Annotated in this window: 18 protein-coding genes; 14 read left to right on the forward strand and 4 right to left on the reverse strand. The window is 63.5% G+C overall.

The features are described from left to right. Positions 1-55 precede the first annotated feature (55 nt). From ACOY6C_RS09805 to ACOY6C_RS09830, 6 genes are all read left to right on the forward strand, one after another. The gene (locus ACOY6C_RS09805; protein ID WP_420905290.1) at positions 56-1,747 is read left to right on the forward strand and encodes an FAD-binding protein; all 1,692 of its coding nucleotides are present in this window, start codon (positions 56-58) and stop codon (positions 1,745-1,747) included. A 36-nt stretch (positions 1,748-1,783) separates the two neighbouring features. After that, a complete protein-coding gene (locus ACOY6C_RS09810; protein ID WP_420905291.1) occupies positions 1,784-2,767 on the forward strand; it encodes a succinate dehydrogenase/fumarate reductase iron-sulfur subunit in 984 nt (327 codons plus the stop codon). Between the two features lie 27 nt (positions 2,768-2,794). Then, positions 2,795-3,682 (forward strand): CoB--CoM heterodisulfide reductase iron-sulfur subunit B family protein, encoded by an 888-nt coding sequence (locus ACOY6C_RS09815; protein WP_420905292.1) that lies wholly within the window; start codon positions 2,795-2,797, stop codon positions 3,680-3,682. A gap of 119 nt (positions 3,683-3,801) precedes the next feature. Further along, on the forward strand, positions 3,802-5,925 hold the full coding sequence (locus ACOY6C_RS09820) for an acetate--CoA ligase family protein (RefSeq protein ID WP_420905293.1): 2,124 nt from the start codon (positions 3,802-3,804) through the stop codon (positions 5,923-5,925). Beyond that, entirely contained in the window at positions 5,922-7,799 is a 1,878-nt protein-coding gene (locus tag ACOY6C_RS09825) for a GNAT family N-acetyltransferase (RefSeq protein ID WP_420905294.1), read from the forward strand. The genes ACOY6C_RS09820 and ACOY6C_RS09825 overlap by 4 nt, the downstream gene beginning before the upstream one ends. Positions 7,800-7,932: 133 nt before the next feature. Next, entirely contained in the window at positions 7,933-8,100 is a 168-nt protein-coding gene (locus ACOY6C_RS09830) for a hypothetical protein (protein ID WP_420905295.1), read from the forward strand. Positions 8,101-8,302: 202 nt separating this feature from the next. On the opposite strand, the gene ACOY6C_RS09835 is transcribed toward ACOY6C_RS09830, so the two are convergent. From ACOY6C_RS09835 to ACOY6C_RS09845, 3 genes are all read right to left on the reverse strand, one after another. Then, on the reverse strand, positions 8,303-12,097 hold the full coding sequence (locus tag ACOY6C_RS09835) for a PAS domain S-box protein (RefSeq protein WP_420905296.1): 3,795 nt from the start codon (positions 12,095-12,097) through the stop codon (positions 8,303-8,305). Positions 12,098-12,117: 20 nt separating this feature from the next. After that, positions 12,118-12,741 carry a molybdenum cofactor guanylyltransferase MobA gene (gene mobA, locus ACOY6C_RS09840; protein ID WP_420905297.1) on the reverse strand — a complete coding sequence of 208 codons (624 nt, stop codon included), beginning with the start codon at positions 12,739-12,741 and terminating at the stop codon, positions 12,118-12,120. A 275-nt stretch (positions 12,742-13,016) separates the two neighbouring features. Further along, the gene (locus tag ACOY6C_RS09845; RefSeq protein WP_420905298.1) at positions 13,017-13,478 is read right to left on the reverse strand and encodes an FKBP-type peptidyl-prolyl cis-trans isomerase; all 462 of its coding nucleotides are present in this window, start codon (positions 13,476-13,478) and stop codon (positions 13,017-13,019) included. A 241-nt stretch (positions 13,479-13,719) separates the two neighbouring features. On the opposite strand from ACOY6C_RS09845, the gene ACOY6C_RS09850 reads away from it, so the two are divergent. From ACOY6C_RS09850 to ACOY6C_RS09875, 6 genes are all read left to right on the forward strand, one after another. Continuing rightward, positions 13,720-14,463 (forward strand): ABC transporter ATP-binding protein, encoded by a 744-nt coding sequence (locus tag ACOY6C_RS09850; protein WP_420905299.1) that lies wholly within the window; start codon positions 13,720-13,722, stop codon positions 14,461-14,463. Then, entirely contained in the window at positions 14,435-16,132 is a 1,698-nt protein-coding gene (locus ACOY6C_RS09855; RefSeq protein ID WP_420905300.1) for a hypothetical protein, read from the forward strand. The genes ACOY6C_RS09850 and ACOY6C_RS09855 overlap by 29 nt, the downstream gene beginning before the upstream one ends. Before the next feature lie 128 nt (positions 16,133-16,260). Then, the gene (rquA, locus tag ACOY6C_RS09860; protein WP_420905301.1) at positions 16,261-17,031 is read left to right on the forward strand and encodes a rhodoquinone biosynthesis methyltransferase RquA; all 771 of its coding nucleotides are present in this window, start codon (positions 16,261-16,263) and stop codon (positions 17,029-17,031) included. 47 nt (positions 17,032-17,078) lie between these two features. Next, the gene (locus ACOY6C_RS09865) at positions 17,079-18,059 is read left to right on the forward strand and encodes an acetoin utilization protein AcuC (RefSeq protein ID WP_420905302.1); all 981 of its coding nucleotides are present in this window, start codon (positions 17,079-17,081) and stop codon (positions 18,057-18,059) included. 15 nt (positions 18,060-18,074) lie between these two features. Next, positions 18,075-18,830 (forward strand): MBL fold metallo-hydrolase, encoded by a 756-nt coding sequence (locus tag ACOY6C_RS09870; RefSeq protein WP_420905303.1) that lies wholly within the window; start codon positions 18,075-18,077, stop codon positions 18,828-18,830. Next, positions 18,827-19,720 carry an SEL1-like repeat protein gene (locus ACOY6C_RS09875; RefSeq protein WP_420905304.1) on the forward strand — a complete coding sequence of 298 codons (894 nt, stop codon included), beginning with the start codon at positions 18,827-18,829 and terminating at the stop codon, positions 19,718-19,720. The genes ACOY6C_RS09870 and ACOY6C_RS09875 overlap by 4 nt, the downstream gene beginning before the upstream one ends. A gap of 219 nt (positions 19,721-19,939) precedes the next feature. On the opposite strand, the gene ACOY6C_RS09880 is transcribed toward ACOY6C_RS09875, so the two are convergent. Beyond that, positions 19,940-20,257 carry a copper-binding protein gene (locus tag ACOY6C_RS09880; RefSeq protein ID WP_420905305.1) on the reverse strand — a complete coding sequence of 106 codons (318 nt, stop codon included), beginning with the start codon at positions 20,255-20,257 and terminating at the stop codon, positions 19,940-19,942. A gap of 281 nt (positions 20,258-20,538) precedes the next feature. Here ACOY6C_RS09880 and ACOY6C_RS09885 point away from each other — a divergent pair, with 281 nt between their 5' ends. Both ACOY6C_RS09885 and ACOY6C_RS09890 read left to right on the forward strand, forming a co-directional pair. Next, on the forward strand, positions 20,539-21,021 hold the full coding sequence (locus ACOY6C_RS09885) for a hypothetical protein (protein ID WP_420905306.1): 483 nt from the start codon (positions 20,539-20,541) through the stop codon (positions 21,019-21,021). Between the two features lie 248 nt (positions 21,022-21,269). Then, a complete protein-coding gene (locus tag ACOY6C_RS09890; RefSeq protein ID WP_420905307.1) occupies positions 21,270-22,094 on the forward strand; it encodes a L,D-transpeptidase family protein in 825 nt (274 codons plus the stop codon). Positions 22,095-22,183 lie beyond the last annotated feature (89 nt).

Raw genomic sequence — 22,183 nt, forward strand, 5'->3', positions numbered from 1 at the left:
CTCCGCGCCATTCGTACCAAGTGAATGGTTGTCCATACATAACTGGGGAGAGAATATGAAGAGCCACGATCTGATCATCGTTGGTGCCGGGCTGTCCGGAATGCGCGCCGCCCTGGAGGGGGTCAAGGCCGGGATCGATGTCGCGGTGGTGACCAAGGTCCATCCGTTGCGCAGCCACTCCTGCGCGGCCCAGGGTGGCATCAACGCCGCAATCAACCCGAACGACGACTGGCGGGTGCATGCCTACGACACCGTGAAAGGGTCGGACTTCATCGGCGACGAGGATGCCATCGATCTGATGTGCGAGGAGGCGCCGATCATCATCCACGAGATGGATCAGATGGGCACCCCGTTCTCGCGCAACGACAACGGCGACATCGCCCAGCGTCCCTTCGGCGGAGCCAGCTTCGACCGGACCTGCTACGCCGCCGACCGGACCGGTCAGGTGCTGCTGCACACCCTGTGGGAGCGGCTGGTCCACTCCGGCACCCACGTCTACGAGGAGTGCCACGTCTTCAAGCTGGTGCTCTCCGCCGACGGCCATGTGGCAGGGCTGGTGGTCTACGACATCAAGACCGGCGAACTCTTCACCCTGCGCGGAAAAGCGGTGTTGCTCGCCACGGGTGGCTATGGACGGGTGTTCCTCTCCTCGACGAACGCCACCACCAACACCGGTGACGGCATGGCCTACGCCATGCGGGCCGGCGCGCCGCTGGCAGACATGGAGTTCGTGCAGTTTCATCCCACCGGCTTGCGCACTTCGGGCATTCTGGTCACCGAAGGGGCGCGCGGCGAGGGTGGCTATCTGATCAATGCCGAAGGCGAGCGGTTCATGGGCCGCTATGCCCCCAAGAAGTGGGAACTGGCCTCCCGCGACGTGGTGTCGCGCGCCGAACAGACCGAAATCCTCGAGGGACGCGGCGAAAACGGCGCGATCTTTCTGGATCTGCGCCATCTGGGTCGCGACAAGATCATCGATCGTCTGCCGCAGATCCGCATCCTGGCCATGGATCTGGAAGGGGTGGATCCCATCGACGCGCCGATCCCGGTGCGTCCCACGGTCCACTACTCCATGGGCGGCATCCGCACCGACAAATACGGCGCGGCCCCGGTGCCGGGACTCTTCGCCGCCGGCGAGGCAGCCTGCGTGTCGGTGCATGGCGCCAACCGCCTGGGTGGCAACTCGCTTCTGGACACCATCGTCTTCGGCAAGATCACCGGCGCCCATGCCAGCAAGTACGTCAAGACCGCCAGGCTGCACGACTTCCCCGCCGACGCCCTGGGCGAGGTCGAGGAGCGGGTGCGCGAACTCAAGTCCCGACCGGACCGGGGGGTGCGTCCCGCCGCGCTGCATCACGAAATGGCCGAATCGATGAACGCCTGGTGTGGCGTCTATCGCGAGGTGAACGGCATCGCGACGCTGGCCGGCAAGTTCGCGGGCTGGCGTCAGGATTACGAGCGCATCCACCTGGACGACAAGTCGCCGATCTTCAACGTTGATCTGTTGCGCGCCATCGAACTGCGCAATCTGCTGGACCTGGGCGAATGCATCGTCAAAGGCGCCCTGGCCCGCGAAGAGTCGCGTGGAGCCCACTTCCGCATCGACTTCCCCAACCGCGACGACGCCAACTGGCGCAAGCACACCCTCGCCTTCTGGGACGAAGCCGGCCAGACCATTCGTCTCGATTTCGAGGCAGTGCGCACGGTGGGCAATCCCGAATATGCCCCAAAGGAGAGAACCTATTGATATCCAGCCCCGCCAAGGGCATAAGAGGGAGGCAGCATGAGCGCACAAGTCTACATCTTCCGCATTCAGCGCAACATGCCTGGCCAGGTGGGCGCGGTTCAGTCCCACTGGCAGGAGTATTCGGTTGAGGCGGAACCCAACACCACCATCCTGACCCTGCTCGAGGTGATCAAGGGGCAACAGGATGGCAGTCTCACTTTCCGTCAATCCTGCCGGTCCGCCATCTGCGGATCGTGTGCGATCTCGATCTCCGGACGGACCCGGCTTGCCTGCAAGACGCATGTCGGCGCCGTCGCCAAGGATGGCGTGGTCGAAATCGCCCCGCAGAAAAACCAGCCGATCCTCCGGGATCTGGCCATCGACATCCGTCCCTTCTTCGCCCGCGTGCACGGCATCAAGCCGTACCTGCAAGAGGGACCGGAGAAGGCCGGCAAGGTCACCAGCACCGCCTATGACCAGGTGAACCACGTCACCCAGTGCATCATGTGCGCCTGCTGCTACTCCGAATGCACCATGGCCGAGGTCAATCCGGCCTACATCGGCCCCGCCGCCCTGGCCAAGGCGTTCCGATTCGTCTCGGATCCCCGCGAGGGCAAGAAGACCGAACGGTTGCAGGCGCTCTCCGAGCCGAACGGCATCTGGAGCTGTACCCGCTGCACCATGTGCGTGGATGTCTGCCCCAAGGAGGTGGCCCCGATGGAGGCCATCGTCAAGCTGCGCACCCGCGGGCTCGGCAAGGGGTACGGCGACTCGGCGGCGGCCAAGCATGCCCTGGCCTTCCACGAGGATATCGTCAAGACCGGGCAACTCAACGAATTCACCCTGATGATGCGTACCCTGGGCATCCTCGGCTCCATGAAGGAGACCGCCATGGCCCTGCATCTGGCCAAGAAGGGCAAGATCCCCTCCCCGTTCCCCCATTCGATTCAAGGGGTCGAGGAGCTGCGGAAAATCTACGCCTCCCTGGAGCGCACCCCGGTGGACGTGGAGACCAAGGCCAAGCAGGCCGTGCCGGAATGATCATCAGACGACAATAGGAGACTCATCATGTCCTTGGAATTCGCATACTATCCCGGTTGCGCGGCCAAACAGATCCAGCGCGAGGCCGATTGGGCCGCCCGCGCCGTGTGTCAAGAGCTGGGCATCCGCCTGCACGACATGCCGCGCGCCTCGTGCTGCGGCGCGGTCAGCCTGCGCGAGACCAAGCCGGCCTTCGCCATGGCGGTGGCCGCGCGCATCCTCTCCGAGGCCGAGGCCATGGGCCGCGACCTGGTGACCATCTGCAACACCTGCCTGCAAACCATCTCCCAGGCCAACTACCGCTTGCAGAACGAGCCGGAACTGCTGGAAAAGATCAACGCCGTGCTCGCCGAGGGCGGGGTCCGTCCCTATCAGGGCAAGGTCCAGGTGCGCCATCTGCTGTGGGTGATCACCGAACAGGTGGATTCCAACCTGCTGCGCTCCAAGATCACCCGTCCGCTCAAGGGGATGCGCATCGCCTCATTCCTGGGCTGCCACTCGGTGCGCCCGGAGGAGATCTTCGCCCACGCCGCCAACGAGGATACCCCCCATCTGGATCGGCTGATCGCCATCATGGGCGGCGTGCCGGTCAACTACAGCGGCAAGGATCGCTGCTGCGGCTTCCATGTCATGCTCTCCGACAAGAACGAAGTGCATGCCATGGCCGCCAAGAACTGTCTGAGCGCCAAGGATGCAGGTGCCCAGATCATGATCACCCCCTGCACGCTTTGCGACATGATCATGGGGTCATCCCAGGAACTGGCGGCCAAGACCGTGCAACGCACCATCGATCTGCCGGAGATGAACTTCGCGCAACTGCTCGGCTTGGCCATGGGCCTCTCCAAAAGCAAGCTCGGCATCTCCCGTCTGCATGTCGATCCCGTTCCCGTGCTCTCCAAGGTCGGTCTGGCATGATTCTTTCATTCATGACGGTCAAGAGCCTCCCTGCTCTTGACCGTCATGAATGCCGCGAGAACGGTCCAGGAAAACCCGCCACCTGACCGTCAAGCATGCCGCTGGAGTCCGATACCCCCGTGAGTTACCACTCGCTTTTCAATCATCTTCTCTCCCCCCGCTCCCTGGTGATCGTCGGCGCCTCGCGCGACGCGGAAAAACTCGGTCACGCCCTCTTGAAAAACGCCCTCTCCGGAGGGTTCACCGGTCCGGTTCATGTGGTCAACCCCAACGGTGGGGAGATTCTCGGGCGTCCGGTGACCACCCGCGTGGCGGATTTACCCCGTGGCATTGATCTGGCGCTGTTGGCCCTGCCCGCCGAGGCGACCCTGGACGCGGCTCGGATCGTTCTGTCGCGCGGCTGTCAGTCGCTGGTGGTGATCTCGGACGGTTTCCGCGACATGGATGCCGAAGGAGCGCAACGCGAGGATGCCCTGACCAAGCTCTGCCGCGACCGGGAGGTACCCCTGTTGGGCCCGAACTCCCTCGGGGTGATCCATCGCCATCTCGGACTGAACGGCTCGTTGAGCGTCGCCTATCCGCCGCCGGGTGGGATCTCGCTTCTGACCCAATCCGGAGCCATCGGCGCCGCGGCCCTGGACTGGATGGCGGCCCGCCACCTCGGCATCGCCAAAATGCTCAGTCCGGGCAACGAAGCCGGGGTGAGCATGGCCGAATGCATGACCTATCTGGCCCACGACTCCGAAACATCGGTGATCGCCTGCCACCTGGAGCGGCTCACCGACGGGGCCACCTTTCTGCGCGCCGCCACCGAGGCCTCGCGCGGCAAGCCGGTGGTGCTGCTGCTGGGCGGCAGCAGCGAATGGCGCGCCAGTCAGGCGGATGGCAGCGAACCGGGCGAGGAGTCCCTGCCGGATGCGCCGTCGATCTTCGCCGCGGCCTGCGATCGCACCGGCGTCATCCAGGCCCACGATTTTCAGGGATGGCTGGACATCCTGATGGCGCTCAACCACCTCCCCCTGCCCCGTTCCGGACGGGTGGCGGTGCTCTCCAACGGCCTGGGGCCGGGCCTTCTGACCGCCGATCTCCTGGCCGGCCACGGCCTGACCTCGGTGAGTCTCGATCCGGCACTGGCCGCTCCCCTGAAAGGCCAGATCCCCCGTGGCGCCAATCTGCGCGGACCGCTGGATCTCTCCGGCATGGCCCTGCCACGCCACTATCAGGCCACGCTCAAGGCGATCGAAGCGGATGAAAAGATCGGCGCCACAGTCTCGATCATCACCCCACAGCCCCTCACCCGACCGGTGGAGATCGTGCGGGCGCTGCTCACCGACGGTCCGACCCGCAAACCGCTGGTGACCGTGTTCATGGGCGGAACGCATGCCCGAGCCGGCATGGAAGAGATGGACTCCCTGCACGCCCCTTGCTATCCAACCCCGGAACGGGCGGTTCTGGCGTTGGCGGCCCTGGATCAGTATGCCCGCTGGCGCGGACGCGGACCGCGCATTCTGGGTCAGTTCCCGGTCAACCGCACGCGGGTGCGCCGTCTGATTCAGCGGCATCACCTGCTGGGTCAGGCACGACTGCCGGAGATGACCGCCAAGGAGATTCTCCAGGCCTATGGCATCGTCATCCCCGAGGGAGAGAGCGCCACCACCATCGACGAGGCGCTGGAGAGCGCGGAGCGGATCGGCTATCCGGTGACATTGCATCTGCTCTCGCCGGAGCTGCATCTGGCCTCCGACATGGAGACCCGTCACGTCGATCTGCCCGATCCGCGGGCGTTGCGGGATGGATTCGACCTGTTGACCCTCCGTTTTGCCCGGCGCGTCCCCGAGGGGCGGCTGGAGGGGGTGTTCGTGGAGAAGAATCTCGCCCACGGTCGGCATGCCGCCCTGGGGATGGTGAGAGACCGGCAGTTCGGACCGATTCTGCACGTCGGCGGCGAAAACACCCCGCCCGACGAGATGATCTGCCAACTGGCTCCGGTCACCTCCGAAGAGGCGATCGCCATGCTGCGTGCCGGCTGTCGGCAACAGAAGATCCACGCGATCTGCGCGGAGATGAACGATTCGGAGTTGCAGGGAGTGGCCGAGGTGTTGCAACGGATCAGTCTGCTGGTCACGGACTTCCCGGAGATCGAACGGGTGGAGATCAATCCCCTGATCATCCGGCGCGCCGGTCTGCCGCCCGTAGCCACGGAGTGCGAAATGCGCCTTCAATCCGGGAGAGCCACCCCATGAAACACCCCTCCCACACCCCGGATCCCCAGTGGACCAGCCGCTACGCCAAAATGATCACCAGCGCCCAGGAGGCGGTACGCCACATCAAACCGGGACAACGGGTGTTTCTGGCCACCGGAGCCGGAGTGCCGCGCACCCTGGTGCGCGCCCTGATCCAGGAACGGTCCCGTCTGGCGGACATCGAGGTGATCCTGGTGTTCGTGGCCGGAGAGTTCCCCCTGGCCGTAAAAGAACTCTCCGACACCTTCACCATCAACACCTTTTTCGTCGCGGACAATGTGCGCCCGATGGTGGGAGCCGGTCTGGCGGACCATACCCCGATCCTGATGTCGGACATTCCCCGGCTTTTCTCCAGCAACCAACTGCCGATCGACGTCGCCATGATCCAGGTGACCCCGCCGGATCTGGAAGGGGAGGTCAATCTGGGGGTTGCCGTGGACGTGGTGCGCTGCGCCACGGAAAACGCCTCCCTGGTGCTCGCCCAGGTCAACACCGCCATGCCGCGCACCCATGGGGATTCGAACCTGTCGGTCTGGGATCTCGACCTGCTGATTCCCGCCGAGGATCCCCTGCCCGAAATGCACCTCCCGGCCCCGGACGAGGCGTTGGAACGCATCGGTCCGCAGATCGCCGCCCTGGTCCCGGATGGCGCCACCATTCAAATGGGTCTGGGGCGCTCCCCGCAGCTGGCGATACGCTATCTGACCGGCAAGAAAAACCTGTGCATCCACACCGAGATGATCAGCGACACGGTGCTCGAACTGATCGCCGCCGGGGCGATTCTCGCGCCGGAAGGCGACGGCGACCATGGTCAGATCGTCACCAGCTTCGCCCTGGGAAGCCGCAAGCTCTACGACGCGGTGCATGACGCGCCGATCTTCTCGTTCCGACGCACCGAGTACGTCAACGACGTGCGCAACATCGCCCGGCAACAACGCATGGTGGCCATCAACGGCGCACTCCAGGTCGATCTGACCGGACAGGTGTGCGTGGACTCCCTGGGCACCCACTTTTACTCGGGCATCGGCGGCATTCTCGATTTCAACACCGGCGCCTCGAACGCCGTGGAGGGACGTTCCATCATCGTGCTGCCCGCCACGGCCCGCAAGGGACGGGTGTCGCGCATCGTCGATCAACTCACCCCTGGGGCCGGCGTGGCGCTGAATCGCGGCGTGGTCCACTATGTGGTCAGCGAATTCGGCGTGGCCTATCTGTTCGGCAAGACGATCCAGGAGCGGGCCATAGCCCTGATCGGCATCGCCCATCCGGATCATCGCGCCCGGCTGTTGAAACGGGCGGTGAAACTGGGCTTCGTGCGCCCGGAGATCGGCGACGTGGATGGGCAGACATGGGTCGGCGGACGCGAACTGCGCACCTCGATGCTGCTGGAGAACGGCCAACTGATCACCTTCCGCTCCTCGCGCCCCACGGACTGGAAGCCGATCAAGAAGATGCTCTATTCCCTCTCCGAGGGGACGGTGTATCGTCGTTTCATGAGCCACGTCAAACGGTTCCCCTTCAACCGCATCAAGAACTTCACCTTCATCGACCAGCGCCGCGACGTGGTGGTGGTGGGGGTGATCACCGACGGCAAGGACGAATGGGTGGTCTCGATTGGCGGCTACAACGTCGAGGGGGGGGGCGCCAACCGGGCCGAGGTGGCCTTCCTGGTACGCGACGAATGGCAGGGTCAAGGGATCGGCACCTTCATGATGCGCCATCTGGCCAACATGGCCCGCAACGCCGGTCTTTCGGGCCTGACCGCCGAGACCCTCATGGACAACCGTCCGATGCAGGCTGTGCTGGAGAAGTGCGGCTTTTCGGTCCACACCCGGGTGGATGGCGACACGGTGCATTTCGACATCGACTTCTGATGGTTCGCACGGCGCATCCTCCCCTGAAAGAGTGACCTCGACGTTCATGCCGGAACAGAACGACCCACAACAACCATCGGATGAGTTCGATACCCCATGAAAGGAGATCCTGGTTCCTTATTTCCAGGATTTCATGGCCTTCTTCCTGCCGGAAGCGCATGACGGCATCGATTGGCGACAGGGTTTCGAGTTCCTCGACAAGGAGTTGTCCCGCATCACCCGCGACCTGGAGCCTCCGATTGATGGATGCCGGCCCCCTGGAGGAGAGCTTCGCGGCGTGATGACTCCGAAGGCACGGTGACCGTGCGGTCCAGCGACTTCCAGGGAACAGGGGAATCGGATCCTATCTCCCAAACCGACGGAAAACGGACCGGCCAGGGCACAAGGGATCACCCCTCGCCGTCCCGCATGGCGCGGAAAACGGGGCCGGACAGGGCAAAAGAAGGGATCACCCCTCGCCGTCCCGCATGGCGCGGAAAACGGACCGGCCAGGGCACAAGGGATCACCCCTCGCCGTCCCGCATGGTGGTGAGCTTCTCCGCGATCGCGGTCAGCACCTCGGCGCACAACCCCTCGAGCTTCACCAACGACTCAGCCGCCTCCTCCCAGCGGTTCTGCTCCACGCCACCCCGCAGCCGCATTCCCTGAATCGGCACCTTCCAGGCGCCGACCTCCCGCGCCGCATCTCCCAACCACTGCAACGGACGCACGATTCCGGCCCCGTTGCGACCCCGAACCGCGCGCCGCAACTCCTCCAGGTAAGGCGGAACCTGCGCAACGAGAAAACTCCCCTTGGCCAGAAACTCCGCATCCGTCATCTCCGTGTGTCGCAACACCGCGCCGGCATTTTTCGGCTCCGGGCGACACTTGAAAATCTTACGCCGCTTGATCACCCGTTCGATCACCCCCAACAACTCGGATTCGCGATACGGCTTGGCCAGATAGCCATCCATGCCGACCTCCAGACAGCATTTCTTCTCTTCAACGCTGGCATGGGCGGTCACCGCGATGATCGGCACCCGACCATTCATCCCCTCCTCCGCGACGCCCGAGGCACGGATCCGTCTGGCTGCCTCCAGGCCATCCATCTCCGGCAACTCCAGATCCATCAGCAACAGATCGAACTTCTCCACGCGCAACCGTTCCAACGCCTCGGCGGCCCGATGGGCGCGACTCACCGCGTGACCGGCCTGTTCCAGGAGCAATTCGGCCACTTTGCCGCTCGCCTCCTGATCCTCGACCAGCAGGATCTCGAGGGTGATGCCGGACGTCTCCTCCCGCCCCTGGGGGTCGATCTGTTCGGCGACGGGTTGACTCTCCCGACCGAGCGCGGTGCGCACCGCCTTGAGCAGACGGAACTTCCAGACCGGCTTGCGCAGGGTGGTGACGCCTTGCAACCAGTCAAGAAAGGAGAGATCCTGCTGACGCAACGTCGTGGGCACGAGCAGCACCACCTTGCCCCCCTCCGAGGCATAGCGATCCAACTCATCCAGATCCACCGCATCCCCCTGCAACACCCCGTGGTCGAGCACCACCAGATCGATGGCCGGCTCTTCCGCGGTGCGTTCCGCCAGTCGGACCCGCAGGGCACTGCTCGATTCGACCACCTCGACCGTAGCCCCGGCGGCGCGCAACAACTCGCCGACGATCGACCGTCCGGTCTCGCGTCGATCCGCCAGGATCACCCGCGTGGCGGCAAGCAGCGTGCCCAGGTTCTCCGCAGGGCGTCGTTCATCGGCCTCCGCATCCTCCCCGCCGGGACGATACCGTTGCGTGACCCCAAACCGGGCGGTGAAATGAAAGACACTCCCCACGCCTGGAGCGCTCTCCAGGCCGATTTCGCCATCCATCAGGGAGATCAACGGTTTGCAGATCGCCAGTCCCAGGCCGGTACCGCCATGCCGGCGGGTCGTGGATCCATCCAGCTGGATGAACCGCTCAAAAATCACCGCCTGTTTATCCAGGGGGATCCCTTCGCCGGTATCCTGCACCGAAAAGCGCAGCATCACCGCGTCGGCGCGGCGCTCCTCGAACCCGTGCGCCAGGGCGACCCGCAGAACCACCTCGCCGCACTCGGTGAACTTGATGGCGTTGCTCAACAGGTGCAGCACCACCTGGCGCAAGCGCAGAGGATCGCCGACCAGGGTTGGCGGCACATCGTCGTCGATGGCGCAGTAGAGTTCCAGTTCCTTGCGATGGGCGCGGACGGCCAGGGTCTCGACCGCCTTCTCCAACTGGCCGGAGAGATCGAAGGAGATCCGTTCCAGGGCGATCATGCCGGCATCGATCTTGGAGAGGTCCAGAATGCCGTTGATCAACTCCAGCAGGGACTCCGAGGATTGCTGGATGGTCTCCAGATGGCGACGCTGCTCCTCCGCTTCGGCACGGGTGTTGAGCAACAGATCGGTCATGCCGATGATGGCATTCATGGGGGTACGGATTTCATGGCTCATGTTGGCCAGGAATTCGCTTTTCATGCGATGCACCGATTCGGCCACGTCCAGGGTCTCGCGCAGGGAGCGCAACAGCTGTTTGCGTTCGGTGATGTCGTGCATGATCGCCGTGAAGTGGCGCCGCCCCTTGAGATGGATGGCGCTCATGCCCAACTCCAGGTCGAGCAGACGACCATCGGCGCGCAATCCCAGCAGTTCGACCTTCTTTCGGACCTGGAACTCCTCGTCCGAGACTTTTTCCAACCGTTGCAACGCGGCGCGATGCAGGGGGCGCAGATCCGGGGGAATGATCAGTTCCGCGATATCGTGGCCGAGGAACTGCACGCGGGTAAAGCCGAACATCGCCTCTGCCGCCGGATTGACATCCACCACGATCCCCTTGGCATCGATGGTGACGATCCCTTCCAGGGCATGTTCGAAGATCATGCGCAGGCTGGTCTCATGATCGAGCAACTCGGCGTTGGCCACCAGAAGATCCTGCTGGAAGCGCATCCGTTCCGCTTCGAGCCTTTTGCGTGCGGCGATCTCCTGGATCATCGCCACGCCCAGATCGTTGGTTCCGATCGCAAAGCGTTGCAGATGCAGGTCCACCGGAATTTTTTCGCCCGTTCGGCCACGGAGATGCAATTCAAGGCCGATCTGCTCCGCGCGCCCTTCGCGAAGTGGTGCGAGGCGACCGGCCAGAAGTTCCTGGTCGTCATCGTCCACCAGTTCGGTGATCCGCATCCTCTGGAGCGTCTCGCTGTCATATCCCAAAGAGTCGATGGCGCCCTGATTGGCCTGGCGAATGGTCAGATCCGGCCATGCGAACAACAGAATCGAATGGACCGAACCATCCAGCATGTGACCGAGCAGCTCCTCGCGTTGTCCGGCCAGGCGCAGTTTCGCTTCCAGTCGGGCCACCAGTCTCCCGAACATCCGCAGCAACAGAAGCGCACCCAGCACCCCTGCCAGAATCCCGGCAAAGATCAACCTTTGGGTGCGATGCATGGCGTCGGTGATCTCCCACACCACCAGCAGAAAGGAGACCTCCTCGCCATCGATGTTGCGCAACGGCAGGCGGGCGAGGTTGAAATGGTCGTTGTTGGGGGAGATCTCAAACCAAACGCGCTTGCCGGGGATGAGGAACTGCGATTCCAGCCGGAGCAGCCACTCCGCAGGGGGTGGGGAGTTGTGATGGAGCAGCAGCTTTTCGGAGTAGTTCCGCCACTCCTTCGAGAAGAGATCGACGTTCTGATCGGCATCGGCGTTGCGCGGCGGATCCATTTTGGCCATGAACAGATGCAAGGTCACCGGAAAGGCGCCACGCACCACCTCCAGCGACGGATCGATATCCATGCCCAGCTCCAGATAACCGATCACCCCCCCCTCATCCCGCCAGGGGGAGATCAGCCGCATGGCCAGGGTCCCCATCGGACCGACCTCGAGACCCGAGGCGGCTTGTCCGCTCTCGACCACCCGCTTGAACAGGGCGCGGTCGATGCGGTCCCCGTGGTGATCGGGGGTGTGGACCCGCAGGAAGCTGATGCGATCCGGGGTATGGAAATAGAAATGGGTGATGCCGGAACCCACGTGCAACTCGGCGAAGATCGGCGCGCTCAGGCGCAGGAGATCGGCGCGATTCCGGGCCAGATAGGCGCTTTTGATCGAATCGATCCGTTGAATGCCCAGCGTGGCGACATGCAGGATCTCGGTCTGTCGCTCCATGGAGCTGGAGAGCGACCCTTCGATCCCCGCGACGATCTCTTCCGTGCGCTGTTCGTTCTGACTCGTCTGCTGCCAGCGGATGCCGAACACGCCGATCAGGGTCAAGACGGTCACCAGAAGGACGAGCCGGAACGACATCCGATTTTTCGGATCTCGGGTCACCCCGCCTCTCCGCGGGCCAATGGAACGAGCCACCGCTCGGCCCTCTCCAACGCCACCGGGTCGTTGAGGTTGAGGAACGGATCGGGTTGGGCGTTCGGGTCCGCGGGGGAGAAGTCCACCTGATGGTGGGCATGGGTGGCGAACCAGTCGAGAAGACGGCGTTCATCGGCGTCGAGGGCGGCGCGTATGGCAGGCAGGGCGGTGCGTGGCCAGAGGCAGACCACCGGATGAACCCTTCCCAGGGAGGTGGCCATGACCGGTCTGGCACCGCCGATCGAAGCGGCCTCGCTCAGGCGTTGGGCCAAATCGAGAGGCAGGAACGGGAGATCCACCGGCACCGAGAGCACCCAGGAGGCGTCGCTGGACAGAAACACCGACTCGATGCCGGCCATGGGACCGGAATGATTCGGACGGGAGTCGCCGATCACCGTCAGACCCAGGGCGGCGAAACGGGCCGGATCGCCATTGGCGCTGATGCACAGGGTATCGACCTGCGGTTCCAGACGTACCAGCGTGCGTTGCAGCAGGGTCTGTCCACCGAACGGCAAGAAAGCTTTCTCCTGCCCGCCCATGCGTTTGGACAGTCCGCCGGCCAGCACCACGCCCAAGATCCCTTCCATGCGAGTTCCTCCCCTTTGGACACGCGTCCGAACTTCGATAAAAGAGTGTTGAAACAAGTAACCAGGTGAACGCTTGCGCCCTGCCTCAAGGCAGGGGCCATGACAAAAAACGCCACCAAGCGGATCCACCCGGCCCTTGTCTTCATGGAAAGCAATTTTTGTTCCAGAGTCCACGACCCGGAAAGTCCGGTCCATTCACCCCGCACCGAAGGAACAGGCGATGAAAAAACAGGCTTTGGCTCTGGAACTGGCCGCGTTGCCGGAAGCGACGGAGGTTACGCCTGTTCCACCTTGATCAACTCAACCTCGAAGATCAGCGTCGAGCCGCCAGCGATCAACAGACCGGCGCCGGTGCCGCCATAGGCCTGTTCCGGCGGGATCACGAAACGGTAGACGCTCCCTTCGCTCATCAGTTGCAACCCCTCGCGCCAACCGGAGATCACATCGAGCAGACCGGTGGTAAACGGTTGTCCACGTCCGTAAGAGCTGTCGAACTCCACGCCGTTGACCAGCGAACCGCGATAATGGACCGTGACGCGACCAGAAAAGCCCGGCCTGGCGCCACTCCCCTCGCGGAGCACCTCCCATTGCAGCCCTCCCTTGGTGGTGGTGACCCCCGGTCGTTTGCCGTTCTCGAGCCGATAGCGCTCTCCGGCTTGCATGTGATGGGCCACACGCTTGCGCCCGAGCAGCATGTTCTTCAACATGGTTCCGATCTTACCCAGCGCATTTGCCATGATCCGTTCTCCTTGCGGCCCGTTGAGGCCGTCCTGACTGGCGGTGGAACAGCACGAAAGGTTCGACGGACGCCGTTACGGTCAACCCGTCTGATCCTGCTTGTATTGTGTTGATAATCATAAATGACGGATCGGTCCGAGACCAGTGGGAACACGCACGATTTTGCTTGCCCCCCAGGAGGATCATGACGGAAGATACCCAGCGTCCCCTTCTCCACCCCCTGACGAAACCGTCGCCCCCGTGACCAGCCACGCCATCGACATCCACGCGGTCCGCAAGCGGTTTTCGGCCACCCCGGTGCTGGATGGTCTCACCCTGGCCGTGCCGGAAGGGAAAATCTTCGCCCTGATCGGTGGCAACGGCGCGGGCAAAAGCACCCTGATCAAGGCGATCCTCGATCTGGACCCCCCGGATGCCGGAGAGATCCGCCTTCACGGGGTATCGAGCCGTCTGCCAGCGGCGCGCCGGAGCGTCGCCTATCTGCCGGAACGGTTCTCGCCACCCGATGCCTTGCGGGTCGGGGAGTTTTTAAGCTGGTTCAAGCGGCTGCACGGCGCCCCGGATGACCCCGCCTCGACGCGCGCCACCCTGGAGGGACTCGCCCTGGACCCGGCCATTCTCGGCACGCCCATCCGCGCCCTGTCCAAGGGGATGACCCAAAAGCTGGGCCTGGCGACCATTCTGATGAGCCGCAAACCGCTCTGGATTCTTGACGAACCCTTCTCCGGGATCGATCCCAAGGCACGCGCCTTGCTTGAATCCCACTGGCGCGCCGCCCGCGTGCAAGGCGTGACCCTGTTCTTCACCACCCATCAACTGGCCGATGTCGAAAAGTTGTGCGATGCCCTGGCCATTCTGCACGGCGGAACCACCCTCTTCACCGGCACGCCGCGCGCCTGTCTGGAACGGTTCGGCGGTCTCGACCTGGAAACGGCCTATTTGAACGCCCTCGACCATGCCCAAGCTTCGCCCGCACCCCCTTGACGCGCTCTGGCTGACCGGACTGCCTGGCGTGGTCGCGCTGTTCGTCTTTCTGCGCGGCTGGCCGGAGTCGGAACGGATCGACTGGCTGATGCGCTGGAACGGCTCTTTCCTCGCCGCCACGGCGCTGCTGCTGGCCATCGGATCGATTCTGGTCGTCCGATCCCTCGTCGGTCCCATCCGCACCCGTCTGCCGGGCCGGACCCCGCTGCTTCTCCCACTGCTGTTCATCGGCGGCACCCTGGCCACCGCCACCATCGCCCCGCAGACCCATCGGATCTTCTACGACGAGACCATCTATCTGAACATCGGCCAGAATCTGGCCCTGCTCGACCGGGCGCAACTCTGCAACGCCGGCGGCACGGAACATGGCCTGTTCCGCTGCGACCATCCGGAGTACAACAAGCAACCCAACGGCTACCCGTTTCTGACCAGCCTGCTCTTCCGGCTGGTCGGCGTATCGGAGCGGGCCGCCTTTCATCTCAACAACACGCTCCTCGGCGGCATGGCCGCGGGTGCGCTGCTGCTGATCCTGGCCCTGGGCGGGAGCTGGCGCGCCGGTCTGGCCGCCGGCCTGGTGGTGATCCTCAATCCCCAGAATCTCCACTGGTTCAACACCACCGCCGCCGAACCCGCCGCCGCCCTGTTCGTGGCGCTGGCCGCGGGCGCCGCCCTGATCACCCGCGCCAGACCAGCCCCCACCACCTGGCTCCTGGTCACCGCCGCGACCGCCCTGGCCATCACCTTCCGACCCGAATCCCTGCTGCTCGTCCCCCTGCTCCTGATTCCCCTCGGGCGCCCCATCGCCCGACAACCGCGCGCCTTCCTGCTCGCCCTTCTCCTGCTCGCGCTCCTCACCCTGCCCCACGCCCTCCATCTCGATCTGTTCCGCAACCACCCGTGGGGAAGCTCCGGACAGACGCTTGGCTTCCAGAACTTCCTGTCCAACCTGACCGGCAACGGCCTCCACTACCTGGACAACCGACTCTTCCCTCTGCCGGTCACGCTGCTGGCCCTGACCGGCCTGTTCGCCACGCGAATCCCGACCCGGCACCGCCTGCTGCTGCTCGTCTGGTTCCTGTTGTTCTGGGGGGTGTTCCTCTTCTTCTACGCCGGCAGCTACGGCTACGGCGCCGACATCCGCTTCTCCCTGCTCTCCGCCCTGCCGCTGGCGCTGCTGGCCGGCTTCGGGGCCGAATGGGGCCTCGAACAACTCCGTCAACGGTTCGCCATCGACCCAACCACCGCCACCACCCTGCTCGTCACCCTGCTCGTCGCCGCCCATCTCCCCTTTCTGCCCCACGCCCGCGCCACCACCTTCGAGGCGAGCGCCGCCCGCGCCGACGTGGCCTTCGCCCGCCAGATGGCCAACCGACTCCCGGACGACGCCTTCGTCCTCACCCACAACCCCAACCTGTTTCAGATCTGGGGCAAACAGGCCGGACAGCTCTTCCTGATCGATCACCAACCCGATTACGTCAACCGGATTCTCTTTGCCCGACATCGGGGCGGGATCTATTTCCACGACAATTTCTGGTGCCAGGTTCCGGAACCCACCCAGAACCGCTACTGCCACCTGGTGCGCCAACGGTACGATCTGGAACGGATCGTTGACTTCGAAGCCGAAAAACAGCACTTTGGACTGTATCGACTTTATATTAAGAAACAATGAATTACCATAAATACCCACCATTTCCGCTCCAATCCGGTCGGCACGTTGCATTGACAAGAACCTGAACTGCTGGTTAACCTCTCCCTCACGGTGCCAGTCGTTGTTCTCTCCAACTCAATGGAACACCCATGAAAAAATCCCCGGCCATGGTGGCACCATGCGCCTCCATTCCCCGAATGGACAGCCGTGCCGCTTCGCCCCAACGCTCCACCTCGATCATCTCCCCCGATCTGGCCATTCCGGATTATCTGCAGCAAACCTACTGGTGGGCCTACATCCACCCCTCCGGGGTACGCTTTTTCGAACGGCAATGGCTGGTCAACGCCATTCTGTGGGGAAACTTTTCCCGTCTGCGCGACGCCGCCCTGGCGGAAATGGGCATCCCGATCTCCGGCGAAATCCTGCAAGTCGCCTGCGTCTACGGCAATCTCACCCCCAGGCTCGCCGACCGGCTGGCCCCCGGAGCACGACTGCACGTCATCGACATCGCCCCGGTGCAACTGAAAAATCTCCAATCCAAACTGGGACGACGCCCCAACGTCTGCCTGCACCATCAGGACTCCACCCGACTCTCCTTCGAGGAGGGGCAGTTCGATCAGGTTCTGCTCTTTTTCCTGCTCCACGAACAACCCGCCGGCATCCGCGAACAGACCATCGCCGAGGCCCTGCGGGTGGTCAAACCAGGTGGACGGGTGATTTTTGTCGATTATCATCGTCCGGCCTGGACCAATCCGTTCCGGTACATCATGATTCCCATCTTGAAGACCCTGGAACCGTTCGCCCTGGATACCTGGAACCAGGAGATCACCGCCTGGCTGCCCGAAGGTCTGACGCCCGCGTCGCTCCATAAAGAAACCTTTTTCGGCGGACTCTACCAGAAGGTCGTGATCACCCGTTGAGTCAACCGGATCGACCCATTGCATCAATCCCGAAGGGATGTTCCGCCATGTCCGACTACGCGCCCCGCCAGATCGTCCGCGTCACCATCGGTCCCGAGATCGCCGCATACGGTTTTCCGGATGAACACCCCTTCGGCACCCATCGAATGCAGGCCTTCTGGGACGAAGCCCAAATTCAGGGACTGGATCGTCAGGTGGAGGTGGCCCACCCCTTCCCGGCCACGGTCGAGGAGTTGACCCGTTTCCACACCCCGGAGTATGTCGAACGGGTGCAACGCCAGTCCGAAACCGGCGAGGGATATCTGGATTACGGCGACACCCCGGCCTTTCCGGGGGTCTATGAAGCCTCCTCGTATGTGGTGGGTTCCGCCCTCGACGCCATGCGTCAGATCATGGCCGGCGCATGCAGTCGGGCCTTCGTGCCGATCGCCGGACTCCACCATGCCCGCCGCGAACAGGCGGGAGGGTTCTGCGTCTTCAACGACATCGGCGTGGTGATCCACACCCTGCGCGAGGAGTACGACATTCAGCGCGTCGCCTACGTCGATATCGACGCCCATCACGGCGACGGGGTGTTCTACGCCTTCGAATCCGATCCGCATGTCCGTTTCCTGGATTTCCACGAGGATGGCCGCTACCTCTATCCCGGCACCGGCGAGGCCTCCGAGATCGGCAAGGGCGAGGCGGAAAACACCAAACTCAACATCCCCATGCCTCCCGGCTCCGGCGATGTCCACTTCATGCAGCGCTGGACCCAGGCGCTCCGCTTCCTGGAAGAGGGGCGTCCGGAGTTCGTGATCCTCCAGTGCGGCGCGGACTCCATCGCCGGGGATCCCCTGGCCCATCTGCGTCTCTCCCCCAACCTGCACGGACAGGTCGCCTCCCGCCTGGTGCGTCTGGCCGAGGATCTCGGCCATGGCCGGATGCTGGCGGTGGGCGGTGGCGGGTACAATCCGATCAACATCGGCAAGGGCTGGTGCGCCGTGGTACGCGCCCTGGTGCATACCCCCTACGGCCACATCTTCTAGCCCAAAGATCTCGCCATGAAGGTCATCGTTCTCGGCAGCGGTACCGGTGTCCCTTCGCTGCGACGCGGCTCCCCGGCCTATTGGCTCGGCGTGGACGACCGCCAATACCTGATCGATTGCGGCAGCGGCACCCTGTTGCAACTCGAACGGATCGGCGCGAGCTTCCGCGATCTGGACGGGGCCTTCATCACCCATGTGCATGCCGACCACATCGGCGATTTGACCCCGATGGTCCACGCCATGCGCCTGCCCGGCCTGACGCGGGAGAAACCCTTCACCCTGCACGGTCCGCCGGGTTTCACCGATTTCTTCAACCGCATCATCGCGCCGGTGGCCGCGCCCCCGACCCGATTCCCGTTTCTGGTCCAGGATGCCCCCCTGGCCTGGAACATGAACGGTCTGACCATCCTGAGTCACCCCACGCCGCACTCCGACCGTTTCGCCAGCCGCGCCTACCGTTTCGAGCATCAGGGCCGCGCCATCGTCTTCTCCGGGGATACCGATTGGGATGACGGGCTGGCGGGTTTTCTGACCGGAGCCGATCTGGCGCTCCTGGAGTGCTCCACCCTGGACGACGACAAGGTGGAGGGTCATCTCACCCCCGGACTGTGCGGCAGGCTGGCGGCCATGGCCAGGGTCCGACGGCTGCTATTGACCCATTTCTATCCCATCGACGGACCGGATTCCCTGTTTCTGGATCAGTGTCGCGCCCAGTTCTCGGGAGAGTTGGGACTGGCCGAGGATCGCCTGAGCGTGGAGATCGCCCCATGAAAACAACCAACCGCACCCTTTCGACCCTTGTGTGGGCCGGCGCGCTGCTGTTCTGGCCGGTCGTGGCCCGCTGCGAGGATCCGGACACCTTGCGGGAACGCTATCTCCAGGCCGCCACCAGGGGGAACGCCGAGGCGCAGAACAATCTGGGCCTGATGTACTACGAGGGCCAGGGGGTGCCCAGAGATGTGCGCGAGGCGGCCCAATGGTTTCGCAAGGCCGCCGAACAGGGCAATCTGATCGCCCGCCAGAACCTGGGGCTGATGTACGAACAGGGGCAGGCCCTCGCCTCGGAACCGCGTCTGGCCGAGCAGTGGTTGCGCGATGCCGCCGAACACGGGATGGTCAAGTCCCAGCACGCGCTGGCGTTGATCTACAAAAAGGGACAGGGGGTGCCTCAGGATTTCGCCGAGGCGGCCAAGTGGTATCGCAAGGCGGCGGAACAGGGGGATATCGACGCGCAGAACAATCTGGGCGTGCTTTACGAGAGCGGACAGGGGGTGTCCCGTTCGGTCGAGGAGGCGATGCGCTGGTATCAACGCGCCGCCGAGGCCGGCAGTGCCGTGGGCAAGAACAATCTCGGCGTGTTGCACAAAAACGGCAACGGCGTGCGGCAGGACTATCTGGAAGCGGAGAAGTGGTTCCGCCAGGCTGCGGAACAAGGGTTCGTGGCCGCCCAGTTCCATCTCGGCATGCTGTTCCGCTACGGGCACGGGGTGGGCCAGGACAGCGTGGAGGCGCACAAATGGTTGAACCTGGCCGCGGCCCAGGGGGACGAGCAGGCCACGCGGGAACGGGATTCGCTCGCCAGAATCATGTCACCCCAGGAACTGACCCGCGCCCAGGAGCTGGCGCACACCTGGAGGCCCAAGGGAAGTTCGGAGTTCTGAACCGCACCCGGTCTGGAATGTGTCGTTTTTACCGTTGAAAAATCGTCACGCTTCAGGATCCCACGGTTGCAGGGGATGGAGGATCAAAGGTCCACGGCTTGATGGAATTCCCGAAGGGAGGTCCATCAAGCCGGGGTGTGAGATCCCCTCATGGCAAGTTATCCCGCATCTTGCACAACAAGCCCCGCGAAACAGGACGCTTTATCAAGATGGCGCAGGCTATGGGGTCTGCGTGATGCCGTGGATGCCGTAGCTCTTGTCCGGCTGCTGCTTGAGGGTGAATTTGACCGGCTTGCCGGTTTTGAGCGCCTTGAGATCCACGTTCGGCAGCACCTGGAAGTCCATGGTCATGGCTGGCCATTTCAGGGCCTCGATCGGACCGTGATCGATGTTCACCACCCGTTTGGCGGCATCGACCTTGTTCAGGCGACCCTCGCCGCTCACCTCACCCGCCGGTTGCGCCGCCCACGCCGCTCCAAATCCCGACAGACTCACCCCGAACAACAGGGCCATCCAGCCCCGCGCGACTCTCTTCATCGTCAATCTCCTTGCAGTGGATCGAAATGGGAATGGTTCAGATGATACCCGATCCTGGTCTCTCTGGCAAACCATGCGATCACCCCATCGAGCACTCGGAATCGGCCACCCTCCCGCGCAGGAATCGATTAAAGAAAACATCAGGGGATATAAAATCGCTTTGGCTGGCCTGAAGCGTTTATCGTCGATTGCATGGATTGCGGATATCCTCTATGGTTCCATGTTAAGGGATTCTTGTCCTCGATGGAGCCACATCCGCAACAGACGAGGTTCATGCAAACATGTCGCGCGAACACAGGTTGACCCGCACCATACTGGCCCTGTTTCTCCTGACCATCGCCGTGCCCGGCTGGACGGCGGTCGATCACGGCGAACATCAGGCCAATCAGAAAAACGAGGCCGGCGTCTCGCTCAACAACGGCAAGCCCTGGCCGACCGACGCGCCGTTGCGCAAGGGAATGGAGGTGATTCAGCGCGAAATGCGCGATGCCTTGCCACGCATCCACGCCGGCACCTACACGGCCAAGAATTACACCACCCTGGCCAAGAAGATGCGCGCGCATCTGAATCATATCACCCGCAACTGCAAGCTCAAGCCCGAGGCGGATCTGCAACTGCATCGGATCCTCATGGAAATCCTGCACGGCAGCGAGGTTCTCGAGGCCAAACAGGGTCAATCCTCGGGAGCGGCGATCATCGTGCGCGCCCTGGATCTCTATGGTCGTCATTTCGACCATCCAGGCTGGAAACCCCTGCCCCATTAACCTCCGGCGCGACGGAGAACAGGGATGCTCGACGCGGAGCGAAGAACGCGGGGAGCAAAGAACGCGGGGAGCAAAGAACGCGCCTGGGAACGAAGGGCGCGTTCCCTGCTCCCCGCGCACCCGATGCCATTCATTTTTCAAACTCATACCAATAAATGGTATGTTTATTGCTTTAATGCTCCCATTCGTCTGAGCCGGGCCATCGATTGACGATGCGCCCCTTTCTCCACGAATGGAGCGTACCCAACATGACCATGCCCATCCAACGAATCTTGAAACCCAACCACGCCATCCCTCTGCTGCTCGCCCTCGCCCTGGGTCTCTCCGGGTGCGTCAATCTCGGCCAGTCCAAGTGGAGCGGGGGCCAATACTACGACGTCACCTTCGAGCGCGACGAGAATCTGCCCGTGGAGACCCGCAACGCCCGACGCGCCATGAGCCGGGAGCTGGCCCTGGACAAAAATCCCCCCAAGGTGCAACAGGTGGTGGAGCGCTACGACGAATCGGTGCGCACGCGGTTGATGCGGGATTTCAAGCTGGCCGGACTCCCCTACCCCTCCTCGCGCCTGGCCCTGCTGGGTTTCAAGAAGGAGCGGCGTCTGGAACTGTGGGGCGCGGACGGGGATGGACCGATGAAGCTCATCAAACGCTACCCCTTCACCGCCTTCAGCGGGGATCTGGGGCCCAAGCGACGCCAGGGGGACAAGCAGATCCCGGAAGGGGTCTATCGGATCACCTTCCTGAATCCCAACAGCGCCTATCATCTGTCGATGAAACTCGACTATCCGAACGCCTTCGATCGCGCCATGGCCGATCTGGAGCGCCGAGGACAGCTCGGCGGAGATATCTTCATTCACGGGGATAGCGAATCGGTGGGCTGCATCGCCCTTGGGGACCGGGCCATCGAAGAGCTGTTCGTGCTCACCGCCTGGGCCGGCATGGAGAACGTCCAGGTGATCGTCGCCCCGTATGATCTGCGTCGAGACAAGGAGATTCGCGCCCAGGATCACATCCCCTGGACCCGCGAACTCTACGCCCGGCTCCAGGACTCCCTCGCCGGCTTCCGGGAGTGATCCCCTCTCCACGGAGCGTCCAGCTCGAGGCTGGCCCGCACGCGCGCCGATCCGGCCTCCATGCTGAACGTTTCACGGCAGAGAGGACA

Origin of the sequence: Candidatus Magnetaquiglobus chichijimensis (assembly GCF_045865675.1) — a bacterium.
GTDB lineage: Bacteria > Pseudomonadota > Magnetococcia > Magnetococcales > Magnetaquicoccaceae > Magnetaquiglobus > Magnetaquiglobus chichijimensis.